This is a genomic window from Chryseobacterium sp. Leaf180 (assembly GCF_001424585.1).
Taxonomy (GTDB): domain Bacteria; phylum Bacteroidota; class Bacteroidia; order Flavobacteriales; family Weeksellaceae; genus Chryseobacterium.
The window spans coordinates 402063-420980 of sequence record NZ_LMPJ01000009.1 but is presented as its reverse complement, the minus strand read 5'-3'; the positions used below and the strand labels follow the sequence as shown (position 1 = coordinate 420980).

Sequence of the window (18918 nt, the reverse complement as noted above, 5' to 3'; positions counted from 1 at the left end):
TTACATTTTGCAAAGCGAGATAAAATTGAATCATAACAATGAAATATTTTATCTGCAGTCTCAGTAATTCTTTTTCGCAAATATAATTGTTAATGAAAATTCAGGTTTTCTAAGTAATCATCACACTCGTCATGCTTAGTGATCCTGCAATCAGTTCGTCGTTGAAAAGACTTAAATCTTCACTTTTACTTTTTAATCCTAAAGTATAAATCAAAGGTAAATAATGATCGGGCGACGGGACCGCAATCTGAAGGGCCATACTTTGATCCTGATAATTAATCAACCTCGAGAAATCACCGTCAAGAAGCCAAGAATTGGTCTTTTCTCTTGCCTCTACTGCCCAATCCCAACCAGCACCGACCGTGTCAATGTTTTTCCAGTCAATAAGCCGGAGGTTGTGAACGATATTTCCGCTTCCGATGATGAGAACGCCTTTTTCTCGCAGTTTCTGCAGTTTCTGAGCCAGCTCAAAATGATACTGCGCAGGTTGCGTATAATCAATACTCATCTGAATCACCGGAATACTGGCATCAGGATACATATGTTTGATGACCGACCACGCGCCATGGTCGAGTCCCCACTCATGATCCTCTTCCACAGAAACCGGCAGAAGAAGTTTGGCAGTTTCTTTCGCTAAAATAGGGTTTCCGGGCGCGGGATATTGCACGTCAAACAATGCTTTCGGGAAACCTCCAAAGTCATGAACCGTCGGCGGCATTTCCATTGCGGTTACCTTTGTGCCCTGAGTGTACCAATGAGCAGAAATGCACAAAATGGCGTGAGGCTTCGGTATTTTCGATGCAACATCGCGGAATCCCTGCACGAACTGATTTTCTTCAATCGCATTCATCGGTGAACCGTGGCCCAGAAACAGCGCCGGCATCTTTTGAGAATGCGGAAACTGATCTGCTATATTTTGAAGATTATTTAAAGTCATCATATTTTATTTTAAATAAAAATCCGGCAACTGCAAGCAATTACCGGATATGTTCTGTGATTGAATCTGCGCTTACGCTTCTTTTACAAACTGAAGTTCTCCGGCAATTTTTACTTCATCGCTTACCAGAACACCGCCTGCTTCCAATGCTGCATTCCAGTTCAGACCGAAATCTTTTCTGTTGATTTTTCCTTCAAAAGAGAAACCTGCTTTGGTATTTCCCCACGGATCTACGTTGATCCCACCAAAATCGACATCAAGATTAATAGGTTTTGTCACGCCGTTTAAGGTTAAATTTCCGGTTACTGACTGATTCATCGCATCAGATTCAAAAGTGATGGTCGGAAATTTTTCAGCATTGAAAAATTCTTCAGATCTCAAATGCTTGTCGCGGTCTTCGCTGTTGGTGTTTACCGACGCGGTCTGAATCGTCGCCGTTGTTTTTGCGTTTTTAAAAGTGTCGTCATCTGCAACGATTTCTGCGGTGAAGTCGGTGAAGTTACCTTTCACGTTAGAGATCATCATGTGTTTTACTTTAAAAGTAATTTCACTGTGCGAAAGGTCTAAATTCCATTTTGTTGACATTGTATGTAATTTTGGTTGTTATTATTAAGGCAAAGATAGTCCGCGATGCGCTATTCTTTTATTGATATAGGATAAGAAATCAAATTTTATACAGAAGAAGATTGTGGCGTGGCAAATTATAAGACTCTTTTTAGGAGCTTTATCCAGCTTTCCGCTATATCTTTTCAGGTTGTATTGTGGGCGGCGCTCCGCGCCGCCCACAATACAACCTGAAAAAGGATGCCGCTGCAATCTGGGCTAAAAAATCCGTCACCATCACCACTTTTCAATCAAAATCAGAATCACTCTTCCTTCAAAGTCCAAAAACATTTCTACAAATCATCAGTAGATTCCATTTATTAATCAGATAAAACTTCGGGATCTTTCCCGAAACCTTCTTGCACTCCTGCGACGACCTATCGGGTAACCCGGAAACCTTCTTGCACCCCCGCAAGAGACTTTCTGGTAACCGGGAAAGCTTCACGCACCCTTGCAAGAAACTTTCGGGTAACCGGGAAAGCTTCACGCACCCTTACAGGAAACTTTCCCGGTAAATTTTGTTTTAAAATCCATAAAAATCATCGTCAACAGCTGCTAAAACTAAGATCAGCCGCTTTTAGATTAATTTCTTATTTTTGAGTCATTCAAATTTAATTCATGAAACTTTATACATTTTCTCTCCTTGCCCTCATGCTCGGAAGCTCTGCCATTGCGCAAACGCAGAAATTTACCATGGCCGAAGCCGTAAACGGAATGCGAAGCAATCTTGCCATCAAAAATATCAGTCAGTTTTCTTGGTCTCCAGACAGCGACGCGTACATTCAGTCGGTAAAAGGCGGCTATTTAACGACCGATCTTAAAAAGAAAAAGCAGGATACCTTGCTTTCTCTCTACCAGCTCAATAAAAATTTTCCCGAGGCAAAGATGAAAGGCCTTCCACCGGTAACCTTTACCGCAAAAGGAAGCGGATACTTTTCTGCCAAAAATAAAATGTACCGCATCGAGAAATCGGGCAGCGACTGGAAAGTAAAATCTACTGTCGATCTTGATGCCAGTGCCGAGAATATGAAAGTGATGGCCGACAGTGAAACGGTGGCGTTTACCGTGAAAAATAATCTCTTCGTCAGCAGAAACGGAAAAACTACTCAGGTGACGAATGACTCCAATGAAAATATTCTGAACGGGGCAGCAAATGTTCACCGCAACGAATTTGGCATTGATACGGGAATTTTCCCGGCGCCTAACTCGCAAAGCGTCGCTTTTTACCGGATGGATCAGACGATGGTGGCAGATTATGCTATCATCGACTGGTCGGTAACGCCTGCAGTTAACGCCAATATTAAATATCCGATGGCCGGAAAAACGTCGCATGAGGTGACGCTGGGCGTTTATAATATTAAAAACGGAACCACCACATTCCTGAAAACCGACGACGGCGAAAAAGATCATTATCTCACCGCAATCACGTGGAGCCCGGATTCTAAATATATTTTTGTGGGCGTTCTGAACCGCGGACAGAATCATTTGAAAATGAATCAGTACGATGCTACCACCGGCAATTTCATCAAAACTTTATTTGAAGAAACCGACAGCAAATATGTGGAGCCGCAGCATCCGCTCTTGTTTTTCCCAAACTCCAATACCGATTTTATCTGGCAGAGCCAGCGCACAGGTTTTAATCATCTCTTCCATTACAGTTTAGAAAAAGGTCTGATCTCGCAGCTTACAAAAGGAAACTGGCTGGTGACCGATGTTTTAGGATTTAATGAAAAGAAAAAAGAAATCTACTACGTTTCTACGCAGGAAACGCCACTGGAAAGACATTTGTATAAAATAAACTGGAACACTTTCAGAACGCAGCGTCTGGATAATGTGCCGGGAATGCACAGTGGAATTTTGAGCAAAGACGGAAATCATCTTTATGATCTTTACAGTAACGAAAATACACCGCGCGTTGCCAATATCATCAATACGACGACGCTGAAATCTGAAAATCTGCTTACCGCAGAAAATCCGTTAAAAAATTATCAGCGACCGGATATCAAAAACGTCAATCTGAAAGCCGACGACGGCACCGTGCTTTACGGTAAGATTATTTTGCCGACAAACTTCGACCCGAATAAGAAATATCCGGCGATTGTCTATCTCTACAATGGCCCGCATCTGCAGCTTGTGACCAACAGCTTTCCGGCTTCAGGCAACCTTTGGTACGAATATATGGCGCAGAACGGCTATATTATTTTCACGATGGACGGCCGCGGATCTTCAAACCGTGGGATGAAATTTGAACAGGCGGTTTTCAGAAATCTGGGAACTACTGAGATGAATGATCAGCTGAAAGGTGTCGATTATCTGAAATCTCTGCCGTATGTGGACGGACAAAAACTGGGAATTCACGGCTGGAGTTTTGGCGGATTTATGACGACGAGCTTTATGCTCCGCAATCCCGAAGTTTTCAAAGTGGGCGTTGCAGGCGGACCTGTGATCGACTGGAGTATGTACGAAATCATGTACGGCGAAAGATATATGGATACACCACAGGAAAACCCTGAAGGCTACGCAAAAGCAAACCTTTTGGATAAAGTGCAGAATCTGAAAGGCAAACTGCTGATGATTCACGGTGCGCAGGATGATGTGGTGGTTTGGCAGCATTCGATGAAATTTATAAAATCAGCAGTTGACCAGGGAATTCAGATGGATTATTTTGTCTATCCTGGCCACACTCATAATGTAACAGGAAAAGACCGTGTACATTTGATGCAGAAGATCACCGACTATTTTGATGATCATCTTAAAAATTAAATTATGAAAAAGCAGTTTCTCTTATTCTTCATCGTCTTTGCTTCGTTTTTTAAAGCACAAAATGCCATCGATTTTGATCTGATTAAAAAAGAAGTCACCGAAAAAGGCGGTAAATACGAGTACGAGAAGCTGCTTTTCAAATTTGTACATCTTCCCAGTTCGCTCGATTCTCTTGAAGCCAACCGTTTGTATTACGGAAAAATATTTTATCCTGCGAATAAAGATAAGGTGGTTGTTATTGGAGATCTGATGCGGCTTTCACGTGAAAAAAAATATACCGAAGCCATTGAAGAAGGTGAGCGTCTGATTAAAGAAGATCCGGTAAGTCTGGAGATTTTAGGCTCACTTTTTTTGGCGTACAAAAATAGGAATCCGGAAAATAAAAACTTTGATCTTCTGACTGAGCAGTTCAGAATATTGGTAAATGCAGTGGTCGGGAGCAGAGAAAACACAGAAAAAGGAGAGCTGTACACCGTAACTTCGGTTGCCGATGAGTATATTGTTGGGAATATTTTAGGACATAACTTATACGTCATGCGGAGAAGTTCAGACCGTGTTGCCAAAGGATATATCGACCGTTTCAAACTTTTAAAAACAAAAATTTCCTTTTTGGTTGTTTATCTTAAAGAATGACCGCTTCTTATCACACATCAACGTTTTACGGATTGCTGCAGCGTATTTTTGTATATCAAAATGAGAAAAAATATGGAATTAGGAATAGGAATGTTTGGTGATCTTGGCATCGGCGCCGGCGGAAAGCGTAAAGATGCTGGCGAAAAAATTCGCGAAATCGTAGCGCAGGTGAAGCGGATGGATGAGGTGGGAATCGATGTTTTTGCTTTGGGCGAACATCACCGACCCGATTATGCAGTTTCTTCCCCGGAAATTGTTTTGGCTGCAGCAGCAAGTGTCACCAAAAATATAAAACTGGCGAGCGGCGTTACCGTTTTGAGTTCGGCTGAACCAGTGAAAGTATATCAGGATTTTGCTACGATTGATTTAATCTCAGACGGAAGAGCCGAGATTTTCGTGGGGCGTGGAAGTTTTATCGAGTCATTTCCTTTGTTTGGATATTCGTTGAATGATTACGAAGCACTTTTTGATGAAAAATTAGATTTACTTTTAAAGATTAATGCTGAAGAAAACGTGACGTGGCATGGAAATCTTCGCGCTTCCATGGAAAATCAGACGGTTTACCCGAGAGCGAAAAACAAAGGTAAACTTCCAATCTGGCGGGCTGTTGGCGGAACTCCACAATCGGTTTTAAGCGCCGCAAAACTCGGAATGCCGCTAATCGTCGCTATTATTGGCGGAATGCCGATTCAGTTTAAAAATCTGATCGATTTTTACAAACAGGAATACCGTAGCGCCGGTCATCCTGAAGAAGAAATGCAGATCGCGATTCATTCGCATACGTTTGTAAGTGATGAAAAAAGCGTAATCGACGGCTATTTTAACAATTATAAATCGCAGATGGACGGCATCGGACGCTCGCGTGGCTGGGCACCGTTCACCAAAATGCAGTACGAAGGCGGGCGCGGCAAAGACGGTGCGCTTTTCATCGGAAACAGCAGTGAAGTGGCAGACAAAATCGCATATATGAAAGAGATTTTTGGCATCACGAGATTCATTGGTCATATGGATGTCGGTGATCCCGCTGATGATATCATGATGAAATCAATCGAACTTTTTGGAGAAAAAATTGCTCCGCAGGTTCGCTAAAATAAAAACTCCGCTGAGAAATCAACGGAGTTTTTTGTTTATAAAAGAAAATTGAGATTATTAAATTATTTCAATCAAACTGCCGCGTTCCTCGTCTTTGGTAATCTGCAAAGCCACCGAAATTTTCTCCTTCAGCTCTTCAACATGTGAGATAATGCCTACAATGCGGTTTTCTTTCTGCAGATTCATCAGCGTTTCGAAGACTACGTTTACAGATTCCACATCCTGAGTTCCGAAACCTTCATCAATAAAAAAGAAATTTTTCTCTGACTGTGCGTTCGTCTGTACACTTTCAGCCAAAGCCAGCGCAAGACTCAGTGAAACCTGAAATGCCTGTCCGCCTGAAAGCGTCTTTACACTCCGGCTACGGCCTTCATTCAGGTAATCGATAATTTCAAAATCATTGTTTTCATTCAGCTGCAAACTCAGTTGATTTCGCGTCATTTTATGGAAACGTACATTCGCGTGATCGCACAGCTGGCGCAAATAAATAGACGAAATATAACGCACAAAACCCGCTCCGTTAAAGAGATTTTGCATAATCGCAAGATTCTCACGGCGCTTCTTAACTTTTGCCAAATCAACCAAAAGACTTTCTTTTTTCTTAAATTCTTTTTCCAGTCGTTCAATTTCTGAACTTATTTTTACTACCGAATCGTTGGCTGATTTTAAATCATTTTCAAAAGTTTTAAATTGATTTTCTGTCGCTGAAAACTCTTCTTCATTAAAAGAGAAATCCTTCAGTTTGTTCTCTAATTCTAAAATTAAATTCTTCAGCGTTTCAAATCTTACTTTAAAATCCTGAATTTTATTTCTCGCTTCCTGAACATTAATTTCCTGCTTTAAAATTCCCTGAATTTCGTCTAAACTATTAAATTTCTCTTTTCTTAAAGCATTTTCAACAGACGTTTTATTATCCGAAATCTCTTTTTCCAGTTCTGAAATTCGTCTTCCGAACTGAACAACAACTGCTTTTTGTTCGGCCAGTTTTGGCGAAAGTTCTTTTTCTTCTTTAATTATCAGTTGATAATTCTCTTCCGTTTCGATATTTGATCTTGAAAGTATAGTGTAAATTTCTTCAACTTCCACAGCCGTTTTTCCTTTGTAATCAATCCAGCTTAAAACTTTTAAATTAGCTTCGTTACTTTTGATTTGCTCCTCTTTTTTCGCCTCATCCAACCTGAATTTTTCCAGAGCTTTGTTGTAACTGTTGAGATGTTCTCTCTCTTTATCTAAATTTTTCTGCTCCAGAGAAATCTGTTGATTCAGTTTATCAATCTGTTTTTCGATGGAAAATGATTGCTGACGTTTTTCTTCAAAATCAGATTGGTTTTCTCCATTAAATTCAGTCCACGTAAAGCTTTTTAAATGCTCAGCAATTTGAGTTTGAAACTTTTTAAAAATTTCCTCTTCAGATTTAAGCTGTTCCTCAAAAATCTTTTTCCGGTCAAGAATTTTTTCAATTTCTAAAAATTGTTTTTGAATATTTTCTTTCTGAATTTCAACTTGCTCAATCTGTTTCTGAATCTCATTTAATTCCGAATTTACATCATCAAATTCTACGATATTTGGATGTTCAAAAGCGCCACAGAGCGGACATGATTCTCCGTCGTGCAATTCGCTGGCAAAATGAGCCAGTTTCTGCTGAACTTCAAGCTGATTTCGTTTTTCAGAAAGTGCTTTCTTTTGTTTTTCTAAAGTTTCAATCTGAGTTTTAAAATCATTTTTAAATGTTTCAGAATTAATTTCAAAAGATTTTAATTCATCAGAAATTCTTGAAATTTCATTCTTTTTTGCATCGATTTTTTCAGTCTGATTCTGTAAACTTTCAGTCAGTTTTTTCTTATCTGAAAACCAGTTTCCAACATTCAAAAGTAAACCTGAATCTAATTTTTTTGGCTTTAAATTTTCTGCAGTTGTTGAAAGGTCATCAATCTTCTGTTGAATTAACTTCTGATTCGTTTCGACTTCTTTTACTTTTTCCGAACCGTTTTTTGTCCGCTCTTTCAAAGTTTCTATTTCCTCAGAAAATCTCAGCATTTGCAAAATAAAATTCAAATCATTTTCCTGAATTTTAGATTGATTTAAAACCTCATATTTAGGCTGAATCGCCAGTAATTTATTCTTATTATTTTCAAATTGATCTTCGGTTTCCTTCAAGATTTTAAACTGATCTTCTTTATTTTTCTGCTGATCAGAAAGCTCTCTAGCAAGTTTGGTTTTCTCAGATATTAAATGCGTGAAAATCCTGAAAATCCTGTCATAGATTTCTGTTTTTGTTTCTAATTCATCAATTTCAGTTTTTTGCTCTTGCAGCTTTTCAAAATGTGATTTTTTAGCATTTAAATCAGTAAAATCATCTTTTAAACTTTTCAGTTTTGAATATTTTTCTTCCGTCTGTTTGAATATAATTTGAATTTCATTAAACTTCTGTTTTTCAGTTTTTAAATATTCTTTCTGAACTGAAATCTGCTCCTCATTCACTTCCTCAAAACCTTTCAACTGACCTTCCGACTGATCGAGTTCGCTTTTATTTCTGGAGTTTAAAACCGAAACATTTTGCTGGAGATCAAATTTCTGTAGACCGAAAATTTCCTTCATCATATTGGTCCTTTCTGTCGCTCCGAGTTCCAGAAACTCTTTGAACTGACCCTGCGGTATAATAATCGTCCGCTTAAAATTAGCATAACTTAAACCAATAATTTTTTCCGCGCTTGAATGCTCCAGCGGAATCCAGCTTTCATTTTTCCATTCGTAGAAAGTGACGCTTGGCGTTTTTACATCTTCAAAATTTTTAGAATTACGTTTAAATTCTCTTGCCGCACGGAACTTTTTATTTTCGTAATTAATAAAATCAAACTCAATCAGAGATTTATTTGATTTCAAATTCATCATATTGTAAGTGCGTTTATCGCGAGCATTCAGCCTTTCAGTTTCGCCGTACAGCGCAAAAGAAATTGCCTCCAGAATAGAAGATTTTCCTGAGCCTACCGAGCCGAAAATGCCAAAAAGACCGGCCTGCGTGAGATGCTGAAAATCGATTGTCTGGCGGTTTTGATATGAATATAAACCTTCGATGGTGAGTGAAATGGGCAGCATGTTTACAGATTTTCGATTTCTTTGAATAAACTGATGAGGTCGTCGTTGGGTTCCTGCCCGTTGTTTTTAGACTTAAAATATTCCCGGAAAAGCGGCAGCGGATCCTGTGCAATATCAATCTCCGGAAGTTTGTTTTCAGAAACGGTATCGTGAGCGATTTTCGGAATAAGATGCACGATGCCACTATGTGCGCTGAAAATTCTCTTTCGTTCGTCGGCTTTTAAAAAAGTCTGACTTTTTAAAGTGATTTCGACTAAAGTTTCCGGGTTTTCGGTTAGCCACTGAACAGTTTCTTCGAGATTATCAAACTGTTTTCTGCTGAGACATTTTCCGTTTTTTAGAGCGATTTTTTCAAAAGAAACCGGCTCATTTGGTTTGGCAGAAATAATGGAAACAAATTTTGTCTGTCCAGCCTCAGAAAAACTGTAGCAAAGTGGTGAAGACGCATACACAGCGGGTTTTTCTTCACTTCCGATATTCTGAAAACGGTGAAGATGGCCCAGCGCTGTGTACTGAATCTGCTCCGGAATGCTGTCTGAAAAAACAAGATCTGCATTCCCGATTTTAATTGGTTTTTCACCATCCGGTTCGTCGAGAAGCGGTGTCCCTTTTTTGTTCATATACAGATGCGTCATCAAAAGATTCACTCCTTTTTTGTCGCAAAAAGTATCGGCATTTTCCTGCCAGTGATTGGCCAGAACTTCGTTTAACGCGGCTTCGCGGTTTTCGCCGAGATACTGTTTCAACCTGATTTCGTTGGCATAGGCGGTGTGCAGAATGCGGATGGGAGAATCGTGCTGGTTTAATTTTAATTCTATAAAACCATCCGCAGATTTTGTAATTTTAAAATGTTCAAGCTCAAAAGGTACGACCTCAGCTTTCGGATGACCGATGAGAATAATGCCACATTCACGCGCCAGCGAATCAGGCGCATCGATGAGATACGGTGAATCGTGATTCCCCGAAATGGCGACAACAGGGCGTTTTCCGTTGAGGGAAAGGCGTTTTAAAGTTTTATAAAAAAGCTCGACCGCATCGGTCGCCGGATTAAAATTATCAAACAGATCGCCGGCAATTAAAACCAGATCAACGTTTTGCTCATCTGCAATTTCAACGATTTCGTTCATCACCAGAATCTGCTCTTCGATCCGCGAAAACCGCTCCAGTCTTTTGCCGAGATGCCAGTCGGCGGTGTGGAGAATTTTAATCATTTTCTGAAACTTCATTTTGCTGTTCGGCAGCCTGTTTATTAAGGGTATTCTGACGCATTTCTTTAAGGCGGTTTTTCCTTTTCTGCTCGGCTTCCAGAATTTTACGCTTCTTGTCAGCCACTTTTTTATTGTGAATTTTTTTATTGGCGTCGGTATTTCTGCTCATTTTTAATTTTTTTCAGGGCTTTTATTTTACAAAAGCCTTTACGGATAAAATTAAGGCATACATTTCATTAAAACAACCCTATTTGTAACTTCCGGCGATCTCCGTTGGTTCCAAACAATCTGCTGGAGACTTCCGGAGTTTGCAGTTTGTTTAAAACAACTCTGTTTGTAACAAAACGCAGTTGCAGTTGGTTTGTTTTAATACTGTTTGGGACAACAAGCGGAATACTTTTTTTTAAAACAACACTGTTTGTAAATTCCGCAGTCCTCCGTTGGTTTAAAACAAGCCTGTTTGCAACAAAATGCAATTTTATCTTTAATTTTGCGGCATGGAACATCAATCTAAAGATCCTCTGCATGGCAAAAGGCTGGACGCTATTTTGGAAGAGCTGGTGGAATATTACGGTGGTTTTGAAAAGCTGAGCGAGCAGATCAGCATCAAATGTTTTACTGATAATCCAAGCATCAGTTCGTCTCTGAAATTCCTCAGAAAAACCGACTGGGCAAGAGCCAAGGTAGAAAGCCTGTACCTTTTTGTTTTGAGACAGAAAAAACGCGACGGCGGGATTTAAGAATTCCGGCAAAACAGAGGTAAAGCCATTTTTATTATCTTTGTGGAAAATCGGCGCTGCGGCCCGGCAAACTATACTTTATGACAATAGACAACAAGCATGTAGTAGCGGTAAGTTACATCCTGCACACCATCGAAGAAGATGGCCAAAAGGTTCTGGTAGAAGAAACGACAGCAGAAAATCCGCTTACTTTTTTATACGGAATGGGAATGATGATTCCAAAATTTGAAGAAAATATTCACGGGATGAAGGCTGGGGACAAAGCGTCTTTCACCATCAAGCCGGAAGAAGCGTACGGCGAAAGACACGAAGATTCTATCGCGCAGCTGCCTTTGGAAATGTTTGACGAAGCAGGAGTGCCACCGGTTGGAGCGATTTTGCCTTTGTCTGACGATAACGGAAACAATTTTCAGGCGTTTGTGGTAGAAGTTACGCCGGAAGCAGTATTGGCTGATCTTAATCATCCGATGGCCGGTAAAACTCTGGATTTTCAGGTTGAAATACTGAATACAAGACCTGCAACAGAAGAAGAGCTGGAGCACGGTCATGCACACGGCATCGATGGAAACGAAGCTCATTAATTAAGGTTCTAAGACATAAAAAAAGTCCGGTTTTTATTAGCCGGACATTTTTTTGTTTAAAAGTCTTATAAATGTTTTTAATTCAGTTTAAAAATTATTTAATCTAAAAACTCACCGCTTACATAAAACCATCGTTTATCCACTTTTTTAAATAAAGAAAGTTCGTGATGAATCTGCGCTACGCCATTTTCATCGGTGTAATATGCTTTAAACTGTACCATATTTTCGGCAGGTTTTTTAATTATTTCAAGACGCTTCCAGCTATTACTTTCTCCCCAGTTTTGAAGTTCATCCTGATCGTGAAATTTCCTTTTTTCCGGCAATGTGGTTTCCATTAAATAGGCACCATTCGGCAAAGCAAAAGCCGAAAACCGCGAACGCATCAGCGATTCGGCAGTCTGAGGAAATTTTTCTCTGAGATGAAAAGGTTGGCAACAGTCTTCGTAGCTTTTCCCGGAGCAGCAAGGGCAGTTCATAGTTTTTGATTTTAAGAAAAGCATCTGTGAGAATGCCTTTGTAATTTCTAATCTCCGTCTTCGATTTTTGTGTCAACAAAAGAATAATCTTTGTTTGCCATATCCATTGTCTGCGATTTCGATTTAAATTTTATGTGTGAGTCATCGAGAACGGTGTAAGCATAAACATCGGTGCTTCCTGTAACAAAATGCAGCTCGTGAAATTCTCCGTTTTCAATCCACCATTGTCCTTTTTCTACATGCTGTTCAACTTCGCAGTTTTCAACAGTGGTGAAAATTAAGGCAAAAGTGCCGTCGGCTCTTCTGTCCATTACCCAAAGTTTCTCCATTCCTGCTATTTGCTGGTCTTTTTCGCCACCCTTCCACATTCCCACCAGTTTAGGATCGATTTTATTGCTTTGAGGTTTTGCTTTCTGTGCCGAAATGCTGCCAAATGCAACGATCAGCGACGTGATAATTAATTTTTTCATAATTAATGGTTATTTAAAGTGTATTGTTAAGTCCATCTCACTGTTTACTTTTGTTCCTAAGCTGGTTGCAGGAACCCATTTCGTATTTTGAACAAATTGTTTAAGATGATTAGTGAAGTATGAAGAATATTTATAATTTTTTTTATTCTGGAAGTAGAGATCAATTTTTAGATCTGATATTTCTCCGGTTTTATAGATGACAAAAGCTGCACTCATATAAGAATATGACACTTCTTTTTTGAATTCAAAATCTTCCGGGTAGCTCACATTGCTCCAAAAATCTTTAATACTTTTTTTTGAAAGATCTTTTTTATTATTATCATTTGGATATCTTGAGATATAATCACATTCCATAAATGTGAAAATTCTATTTGGATTATTTTTTACATACTGTTTCTGTGCAAGTAACCTTAAGGAATCTATGAATTTATGACCAAATCTTTTGCTGATTTCATTTTCCATCAACTTAGCATAGCAATGTTGCAATTCACCAGGAGCAAGACAATAATGTAATGCAGAATCTACTTTAATATTATTTTCTTTTAATAAATTATAAAACTCTTTATTATTTTGATTCCATGAAATGTTGACATATGTTAATTCATTATTTAGAATATCTTTTTGTGCTTTCTTGGTTTCTTTTTCGCAAAGTGATGTCCAATATTTTTTTTCCTCTTCCCAATATTTCGCCATTTCGATTTTTAGCGAATCCGATATTGTGTCAGATTTAATATGATGAGTGGGTGTATTAATATTTTGAAATCTTTTATTTTTAAACGAAAAAGATGTCAGAATAATGACTAATATAAAGATTGAAACCTTTGCTCCAGTATTTGATATCATGAAAAAGATATTATTTAATAAAACCTCTGTTTCTCAGCAACGGTTTGATATCTGGATCGTGGCCCGTAAAATCACGGAATGCCTGATTCAAATCCACCGAATTGCCTACCGAAAGAATGTATTTTCGGAATCGGTCTCCATTTGCTCTGGTAAGTCCGCCATTATTCATAATCCACTCCCATGCATCGCTGTCGAGTGTTTCAGACCAAAGATAGGCGTAGTAACCTGCCGAATATCCGCCACCCCAGATGTGTGCAAAATAGGGCGTATGATATCTCGGCGGAACGGTCGCTAGTGTGAAACCGTGCTTTGCCAAAGACTGTTTTTCAAAATCTAAAACCGGCAGAAGCTGACTGTCGCTTGTCACCGAATGCCAGTCCATATCGAGCGCTGCTGCAGAAACGAGTTCAGTCGTTGCGTAACCCTGATTGAAGGTAGAAGCTTTTTTAATCTTATCAACTAAAGCCTGCGGAATCGGTTTCTGTGTTTTGTAATGAAGCGCGTAGTTTTTTAAAACCACAGGGTCGAGCGCCCAGTGCTCATTGATCTGCGAAGGAAATTCTACAAAATCGCGCGGCACACTTGTCCCGGAAAGTGATGGGTATTTTTGGCTGGCAAACATTCCGTGAATGCTGTGCCCAAACTCATGGAAGATCGTTGTAACATCATCAAAACTGATCAGAGAAGGTTTTCCGGCAGCGGGTTTCTGGTAATTGTAGCAGTTTACGATCACAGGTTTTGTACCTAAAAGATACGACTGCTCCACAAAATTGCTCATCCACGCGCCACCGTTTTTAGAATCCCGGGTGTAAAAATCGAGGTAATAAATGGCGAGCGATTTTCCGTCTTGATCAAAGACTTCGTAGGTAACCACATCCGGATGATACACCGGAAGATCGGTTCTTTTCTTAAATTTCAAGCCGTAAAATTTCTCTGCAGCGAAGAAAACGCCTTTTTCCAAAACTGTCGTGATTTCAAAATAGGGTTTAATTTCATTTTCATCAAGGTCAAATTTTTCTTTCCGAACCTGCTCAGCGTAAAAATTCCAGTCCCAAGGCTGCACTGTGAAACCGCCTTTCTGTCTGTCAATCAAAGCCTGAATATCCTTTTCTTCGCGTTTTGCGGTTTCCACAGCAGGCGTCGCTAGTTGGTTCATAAGCTTCACTGCCGCTTCAGGATTTTTCGCCATCTGATCCTGGAGTTTCCAGTCAGCATAGCTTTTTTTGCCTAAAGTCTGCGCTTTTCTCAGCCGTAAAGCAGCAAGTTTTTCAATGGTTTCGCGGGTGTCATTTTGATCGTCTTTTTCTGCACGTGTCCAAGAAGCATTAAAAAGTTTTTCGCGTGTTGCGCGGTTTTTCAGATTCTGAAGCAAAGGTTGCTGCGTCGTATTCTGGAGTGCAAGTAAATACTGTCCGGCTTTTCCTGCGTTTTTTGCATCGTTGGCAGCAGCGGCAATTTCGTCGGCAGAAAGTCCGTCGAGTTCTTTGGCATCGGTAAAGAAAACACCGCCCTGTTTTCTGGCTGCAAGAAGTTTGTTTGAATATTGCGTAGAAAGTGATGCAAGCTCCTGATTGATCTGCTTTAATTTTTCTTTATCTGCAGCAGAAAGATTGGCGCCGGCAATTTCAAAATTTTGTTTGTAAAACTGCAGCAGTTTTTTACTTTCAGCATCCAAACCGCTTTCCGGAATAGCTTTTATGCGGTTATAAAGATTTTCATTAAGCATCATTTTATCCTGATGTGCCGCGAAAATGGGAGCATATTCTTCATCTAAAGCCTGCAAAATAGGGTTCGTATTTGCGCTCGTGAGGTTTCCGAAGATGATGGTGGCGCGTTTCAGATTCTGTCCGCTTTTTTCGAGAGCCACCAAAGTATTTTCGAAGGTTGGTTTAGCTGAATTGTTCGCGATCTGCAGGATTTCGGCGTCGTGTTGTTTCAGACCAAAATCAAAAGCAGGTTTAAAATGCTCATCTTTAATTTTATCAAATTCTGGCGCTTCGTACTGAAGATTGCTTTTCATCAGCAGCGGATTGTTTGCCAAAGCAGCGTCTGGCTGTGGAATTTCTGTGGAAATCGGTGTCGTCTTCATAGTCGTGGTACAGGATTGATTGAGTGCCAGCGCTGAAATCAAAAACGCAGCGGAAATATTTTTCATAAATTTTATTTTAAAAAAAAGTTTTGCAGAAACGGTCCCTGCAAAATTCATACTTTAGTAAAGATATTAAAACTTTAAAACTTAGCTATGAAAAGACATTCTCTATTCCTTTTTTCTGCCGTATTATTTCTCAGTTCGTGCAAAGACAACGCAGAAAAACCACAATGGCTTCCGGATGTGACGACGAAAGATTTAGGCTCGATGAAAGAGCGCGAATTTCCCGGAAATTTTGACGAAATTGAAGTTTCACAATCGATAGAAGCGGAGATTATTAAATCTGATACGGAGAAAGTGGTTATTACTGCACCATCTGATCTGATTGATGAAATTTTAGTGGAGATGGAAGGTGACAAAGTCTACATTCATTACAAAAGGGGCATCCGCATCATGAATAATGCGAAAGTGAAAGCAATGATTTACGCTAAAGATTTCGATAAAATTAAAGCCAACTCAGCAGCAAGTATTACACTTAAAGATAAATTCACACAGGATAAAACGGATATTGATCTTTCCAGCGGATCATCTTTTTCGGGAGATATTGAAGCAAACGATATGGAAATCGACCTTTCCAGCTCCAGCAGTTTTGAAGGAAAAATCTGGTCGAATGATCTTAAAATTGATGCATCATCCGGCTCCAGTCTTGACATTAAAGGAAAATCTAAAAAAGCAGATATTCTACTTTCTTCCGGCAGCAGTCTTTCCGGTAAAGATGTTACGGTTCGTGAACTGAAAGCTGACGCATCAAGCGGATCGAGTCTTGAAATTACTGTTACTGAAAAACTCAATGCCACTTCAAGTTCCGGAGCGAGCATTAATGCTTACCGAAGCGGCAATTCTGTTGCCGTACAGAAGCAGGAAAGTAGTGGTGGAAGTGTCAGCGTAGAATAATCTAGGCTTTGTTTTTACCTATTTCATCATCTGAATCTTGCTCGTCGTCATCGTCGGGCAGAGATTCTTCCCAGTTTTTTACCTCGAAACTCAGGCTGTCAAATGCCAGCAAATCTTCTTCACGCTGAAGCAGTTCGCGTGTGGTGAACAATCGCATTTCCTCATCGCTGTCAGACTTTGCGAGACGGCGGATTGAGGCTTTATCGATTGCCATAAAACGTTTTCCCATTCGGCGTGCAGAATATTTCCGCATTCCGGTCTCGTGAAGAACGTCGATCGCCATGTCGACCGCAGTTCCCAGAGTTTCGCGGTAAATATTATCGATACCGTTATTTAAATAGGTGTACGCATCAATTCTATTTTTTGCGCGGACGAAAATTTTAATATTAGGATGGTGTTCGCGGACATACTCGGCAACGAATTTATTGTCATCAGGAGCATCAAGACAGAGTAGTAGAACTTCTGCATCATCAATTCCTGCAGCGCGCAAAACGGGAATTCGCGTCGCGTCGCCATAAAAAACTTTGAAGCCGTAACTTCTCAGCAACTGCACTCGGTCTGCATCCCGGTCAAGAACAGTAGCGGCCACTTTATTTGCTTTTAAAAGTCTTCCAACAGTGCTTCCAAAATGACCAAAACCGACGATGATGATTTTTTTGTTGCGGATTTCGCTGTCGAGAATACTGAAATCACTTTCTTCATCAGGCATTTTTCTGATAAATCTCGGCGTGAGAACATTGTCATTAAAAATCAGTAAAAACGGCGTTATGCACATTGTGATTGCTGTGACAGCCATCATTTGTGCATTTAATTTAGTATCAAAAAGATATAAATCTGATGCATAATTAATTAAAACGAAAGCAAATTCGCCGACCTGGGAAAGCGCAAAAGCGTAAAATAAACTTTGGGGATTATCAAGTTTGTAAAACTTCCCGATAGCGTATAGGACGATAAATTTAACAAGTAAAACGGTAATTACCGTTGAGAAAATAAACACAGCATCATCTGCAATGACTTTAAAATTCATCGTTGAACCAACGCTGACAAAGAAAACGGCGAGAAGCAAACCTTTAAAAGGATCAATCTGCGCTTCCAACTCATGCCGAAATTCGCTGTTGGCAAGCATTACGCCTGCCAAAAATGCTCCGAGAGCCGGCGAAAGTCCGATCGAAATCATTAATTCTGAAACTCCAATCACTAAAAATAGGGAAGAAGCCGTAAGCAATTCTGGCATTCCCGCGCGGGAAACGTAGCGAAGGAAAGGCACGAAAACATATTTACCTAGGAGAATGAGAACGGCAACGCCGAGAAGTACGGTTCCAGCCTGCAGCCATTCAGGAAGTTTCTGAATCAAAACCTGCACTTCGTTCTCGTTGGTTTTTACTTTATAATGCGCCAAAAGCGGAAGAATTGCAAGAATGGGAATTACTGCAATATCCTGAAAAAGCAAGGTAGAAAATGACGCCTCACCGGAAACTGTTTTGAAACTGTTTTTTTCCTGTAAAGTCTGTAAAACGATGGCTGTAGAAGAAAGAGCAAAACACATTGCAACCGCCAAAGCTTTATTGGTAGACCAGCCAACCGTCATGAAAATTGTAAATAAGATGACAATCGTCAAGGCCATCTGTGTTAAACCAAGTCCAATAATTTTCTTCCGCATTTCCCAGAACTTGCGCGGTTCGAGTTCCAGACCTACGAGAAAAAGAAGCATAATTACTCCAAATTCACTGGCATGCATAATGTCATTAACGTCTCCAGTGAGTTTTAGAACGTAAGGACCGATAATTATACCTCCAAAAATGTAGCCGATCACTGAGCTCAACCCGAGTTTCTTCGCCAGCGGAACCATCACGATGGCAACGCCCAGAAACAGAAGTGTATTCATTGCTATGCTTGATTCCATTTATTCTTGGTTTAGTAATTGGGCAAATCGCTGTTTTTGCCTGATGATTTCTTTTTTCGTCAGTTTATTTGCATCGTAAACAATCACGATCTCTTTAATAACGGCTTTAAAAACTTTTAATGAAACGATGAGGCCGCTTATTAATTCTTCTACTGTATAATGATAGGTGCCTTCGCGACTATATGAGCGTTCTTTTCCGCCAGTCGTCACGACGATAAAAACTTCCTTTCCTTCGAGTGGATTTTCTTCGCCTTCATTGAGCCAGTTCCGGTCGAAAACTTCATCGATCCAAAGTCTTAGTAACGGTGGCATTCCGAACCAGATCAATGGAAACTGGAAAATAAAACGGTCGTAATTTTTAATTCTTTTCCGCTCGCGGAATGCGGCAATATGAAAATCGGGATATTCTTCGTACAGATCGCGCAGTGTATAATGCTGATGGCGCACGTAAAAGTTGATCAATTCTACATTTGAATTGGAATGCTCAAGATACGGATGTGCAAAAACAGTAAGGGTTTTCTTCATACTTT

At 39.9% G+C, this 18918-nt stretch carries 17 protein-coding genes; 6 read left to right on the top strand and 11 right to left on the bottom strand.

Going from position 1 to position 18918, the window contains the following annotated elements:
* Positions 1-109: 109 nt before the first annotated feature.
* Both ygiD and ASG01_RS11035 read right to left on the bottom strand, forming a co-directional pair.
* Complete coding sequence (gene ygiD / locus ASG01_RS11040; RefSeq protein ID WP_055863630.1) at positions 110-937, bottom strand: 4,5-DOPA dioxygenase extradiol; 828 nt, start codon at positions 935-937, stop codon at positions 110-112.
* Positions 938-1009: 72 nt separating this feature from the next.
* On the bottom strand, positions 1010-1522 hold the full coding sequence (locus ASG01_RS11035) for a YceI family protein (protein WP_055863557.1): 513 nt from the start codon (positions 1520-1522) through the stop codon (positions 1010-1012).
* Positions 1523-2158: 636 nt separating this feature from the next.
* Here ASG01_RS11035 and ASG01_RS11030 point away from each other — a divergent pair.
* The 3 genes from ASG01_RS11030 (at position 2159) to ASG01_RS11020 (ending at position 6025) form a co-directional block, all read left to right on the top strand.
* Positions 2159-4303 carry a S9 family peptidase gene (locus ASG01_RS11030; protein WP_055863556.1) on the top strand — a complete coding sequence of 715 codons (2145 nt, stop codon included), beginning with the start codon at positions 2159-2161 and terminating at the stop codon, positions 4301-4303.
* 3 nt (positions 4304-4306) lie between these two features.
* Complete coding sequence (locus ASG01_RS11025; RefSeq protein WP_055863555.1) at positions 4307-4936, top strand: DUF4919 domain-containing protein; 630 nt, start codon at positions 4307-4309, stop codon at positions 4934-4936.
* 72 nt (positions 4937-5008) lie between these two features.
* Positions 5009-6025: an LLM class flavin-dependent oxidoreductase gene (locus ASG01_RS11020; protein ID WP_055863629.1), complete on the top strand. Its 1017-nt coding sequence runs from the start codon at positions 5009-5011 to the stop codon at positions 6023-6025.
* Positions 6026-6085: 60 nt separating this feature from the next.
* On the opposite strand, the gene ASG01_RS11015 is transcribed toward ASG01_RS11020, so the two are convergent.
* The 3 genes from ASG01_RS11015 to ASG01_RS16020 are packed head-to-tail and all read right to left on the bottom strand — an operon-like array spanning position 6086 to position 10501.
* Complete coding sequence (locus ASG01_RS11015; RefSeq protein ID WP_055863554.1) at positions 6086-9124, bottom strand: AAA family ATPase; 3039 nt, start codon at positions 9122-9124, stop codon at positions 6086-6088.
* A gap of 2 nt (positions 9125-9126) precedes the next feature.
* Entirely contained in the window at positions 9127-10332 is a 1206-nt protein-coding gene (locus ASG01_RS11010; RefSeq protein WP_055863628.1) for an exonuclease SbcCD subunit D, read from the bottom strand.
* Positions 10328-10501: a hypothetical protein gene (locus ASG01_RS16020; protein WP_157844197.1), complete on the bottom strand. Its 174-nt coding sequence runs from the start codon at positions 10499-10501 to the stop codon at positions 10328-10330. The genes ASG01_RS11010 and ASG01_RS16020 overlap by 5 nt, the downstream gene beginning before the upstream one ends.
* Positions 10502-10829: 328 nt before the next feature.
* On the opposite strand from ASG01_RS16020, the gene ASG01_RS11000 reads away from it, so the two are divergent.
* Both ASG01_RS11000 and ASG01_RS10995 read left to right on the top strand, forming a co-directional pair.
* Positions 10830-11072 (top strand): VF530 family DNA-binding protein, encoded by a 243-nt coding sequence (locus tag ASG01_RS11000; protein WP_055863552.1) that lies wholly within the window; start codon positions 10830-10832, stop codon positions 11070-11072.
* Between the two features lie 80 nt (positions 11073-11152).
* On the top strand, positions 11153-11653 hold the full coding sequence (locus tag ASG01_RS10995) for a peptidylprolyl isomerase (protein ID WP_055863551.1): 501 nt from the start codon (positions 11153-11155) through the stop codon (positions 11651-11653).
* Positions 11654-11751: 98 nt separating this feature from the next.
* Here ASG01_RS10995 and ASG01_RS10990 read toward each other — a convergent pair whose 3' ends face one another.
* Genes ASG01_RS10990 through ASG01_RS10975 form a run of 4 tightly spaced genes read right to left on the bottom strand, consistent with a single transcriptional unit; the run spans position 11752 to position 15597 of the window.
* A complete protein-coding gene (locus ASG01_RS10990; RefSeq protein WP_055863550.1) occupies positions 11752-12129 on the bottom strand; it encodes a YchJ family protein in 378 nt (125 codons plus the stop codon).
* A gap of 47 nt (positions 12130-12176) precedes the next feature.
* Positions 12177-12599, bottom strand: coding sequence for a hypothetical protein (locus ASG01_RS10985; RefSeq protein WP_055863549.1), 423 nt, complete (start codon positions 12597-12599; stop codon positions 12177-12179).
* A 9-nt stretch (positions 12600-12608) separates the two neighbouring features.
* The gene (locus ASG01_RS10980) at positions 12609-13442 is read right to left on the bottom strand and encodes a hypothetical protein (protein WP_055863548.1); all 834 of its coding nucleotides are present in this window, start codon (positions 13440-13442) and stop codon (positions 12609-12611) included.
* A 10-nt stretch (positions 13443-13452) separates the two neighbouring features.
* Positions 13453-15597: a M3 family metallopeptidase gene (locus ASG01_RS10975; protein WP_055863626.1), complete on the bottom strand. Its 2145-nt coding sequence runs from the start codon at positions 15595-15597 to the stop codon at positions 13453-13455.
* Positions 15598-15684: 87 nt separating this feature from the next.
* On the opposite strand from ASG01_RS10975, the gene ASG01_RS10970 reads away from it, so the two are divergent.
* Positions 15685-16485, top strand: a complete 801-nt coding sequence (locus ASG01_RS10970; protein ID WP_055863547.1) for a head GIN domain-containing protein — start codon at positions 15685-15687, stop codon at positions 16483-16485.
* A gap of 1 nt (position 16486) precedes the next feature.
* Here the strand turns inward: ASG01_RS10970 and ASG01_RS10965 are convergent, their stop codons facing one another.
* Both ASG01_RS10965 and ASG01_RS10960 read right to left on the bottom strand, forming a co-directional pair.
* On the bottom strand, positions 16487-18388 hold the full coding sequence (locus tag ASG01_RS10965; protein WP_055863546.1) for a monovalent cation:proton antiporter-2 (CPA2) family protein: 1902 nt from the start codon (positions 18386-18388) through the stop codon (positions 16487-16489).
* The gene (locus ASG01_RS10960) at positions 18389-18913 is read right to left on the bottom strand and encodes an NAD(P)H-dependent oxidoreductase (RefSeq protein ID WP_055863545.1); all 525 of its coding nucleotides are present in this window, start codon (positions 18911-18913) and stop codon (positions 18389-18391) included.
* Positions 18914-18918 lie beyond the last annotated feature (5 nt).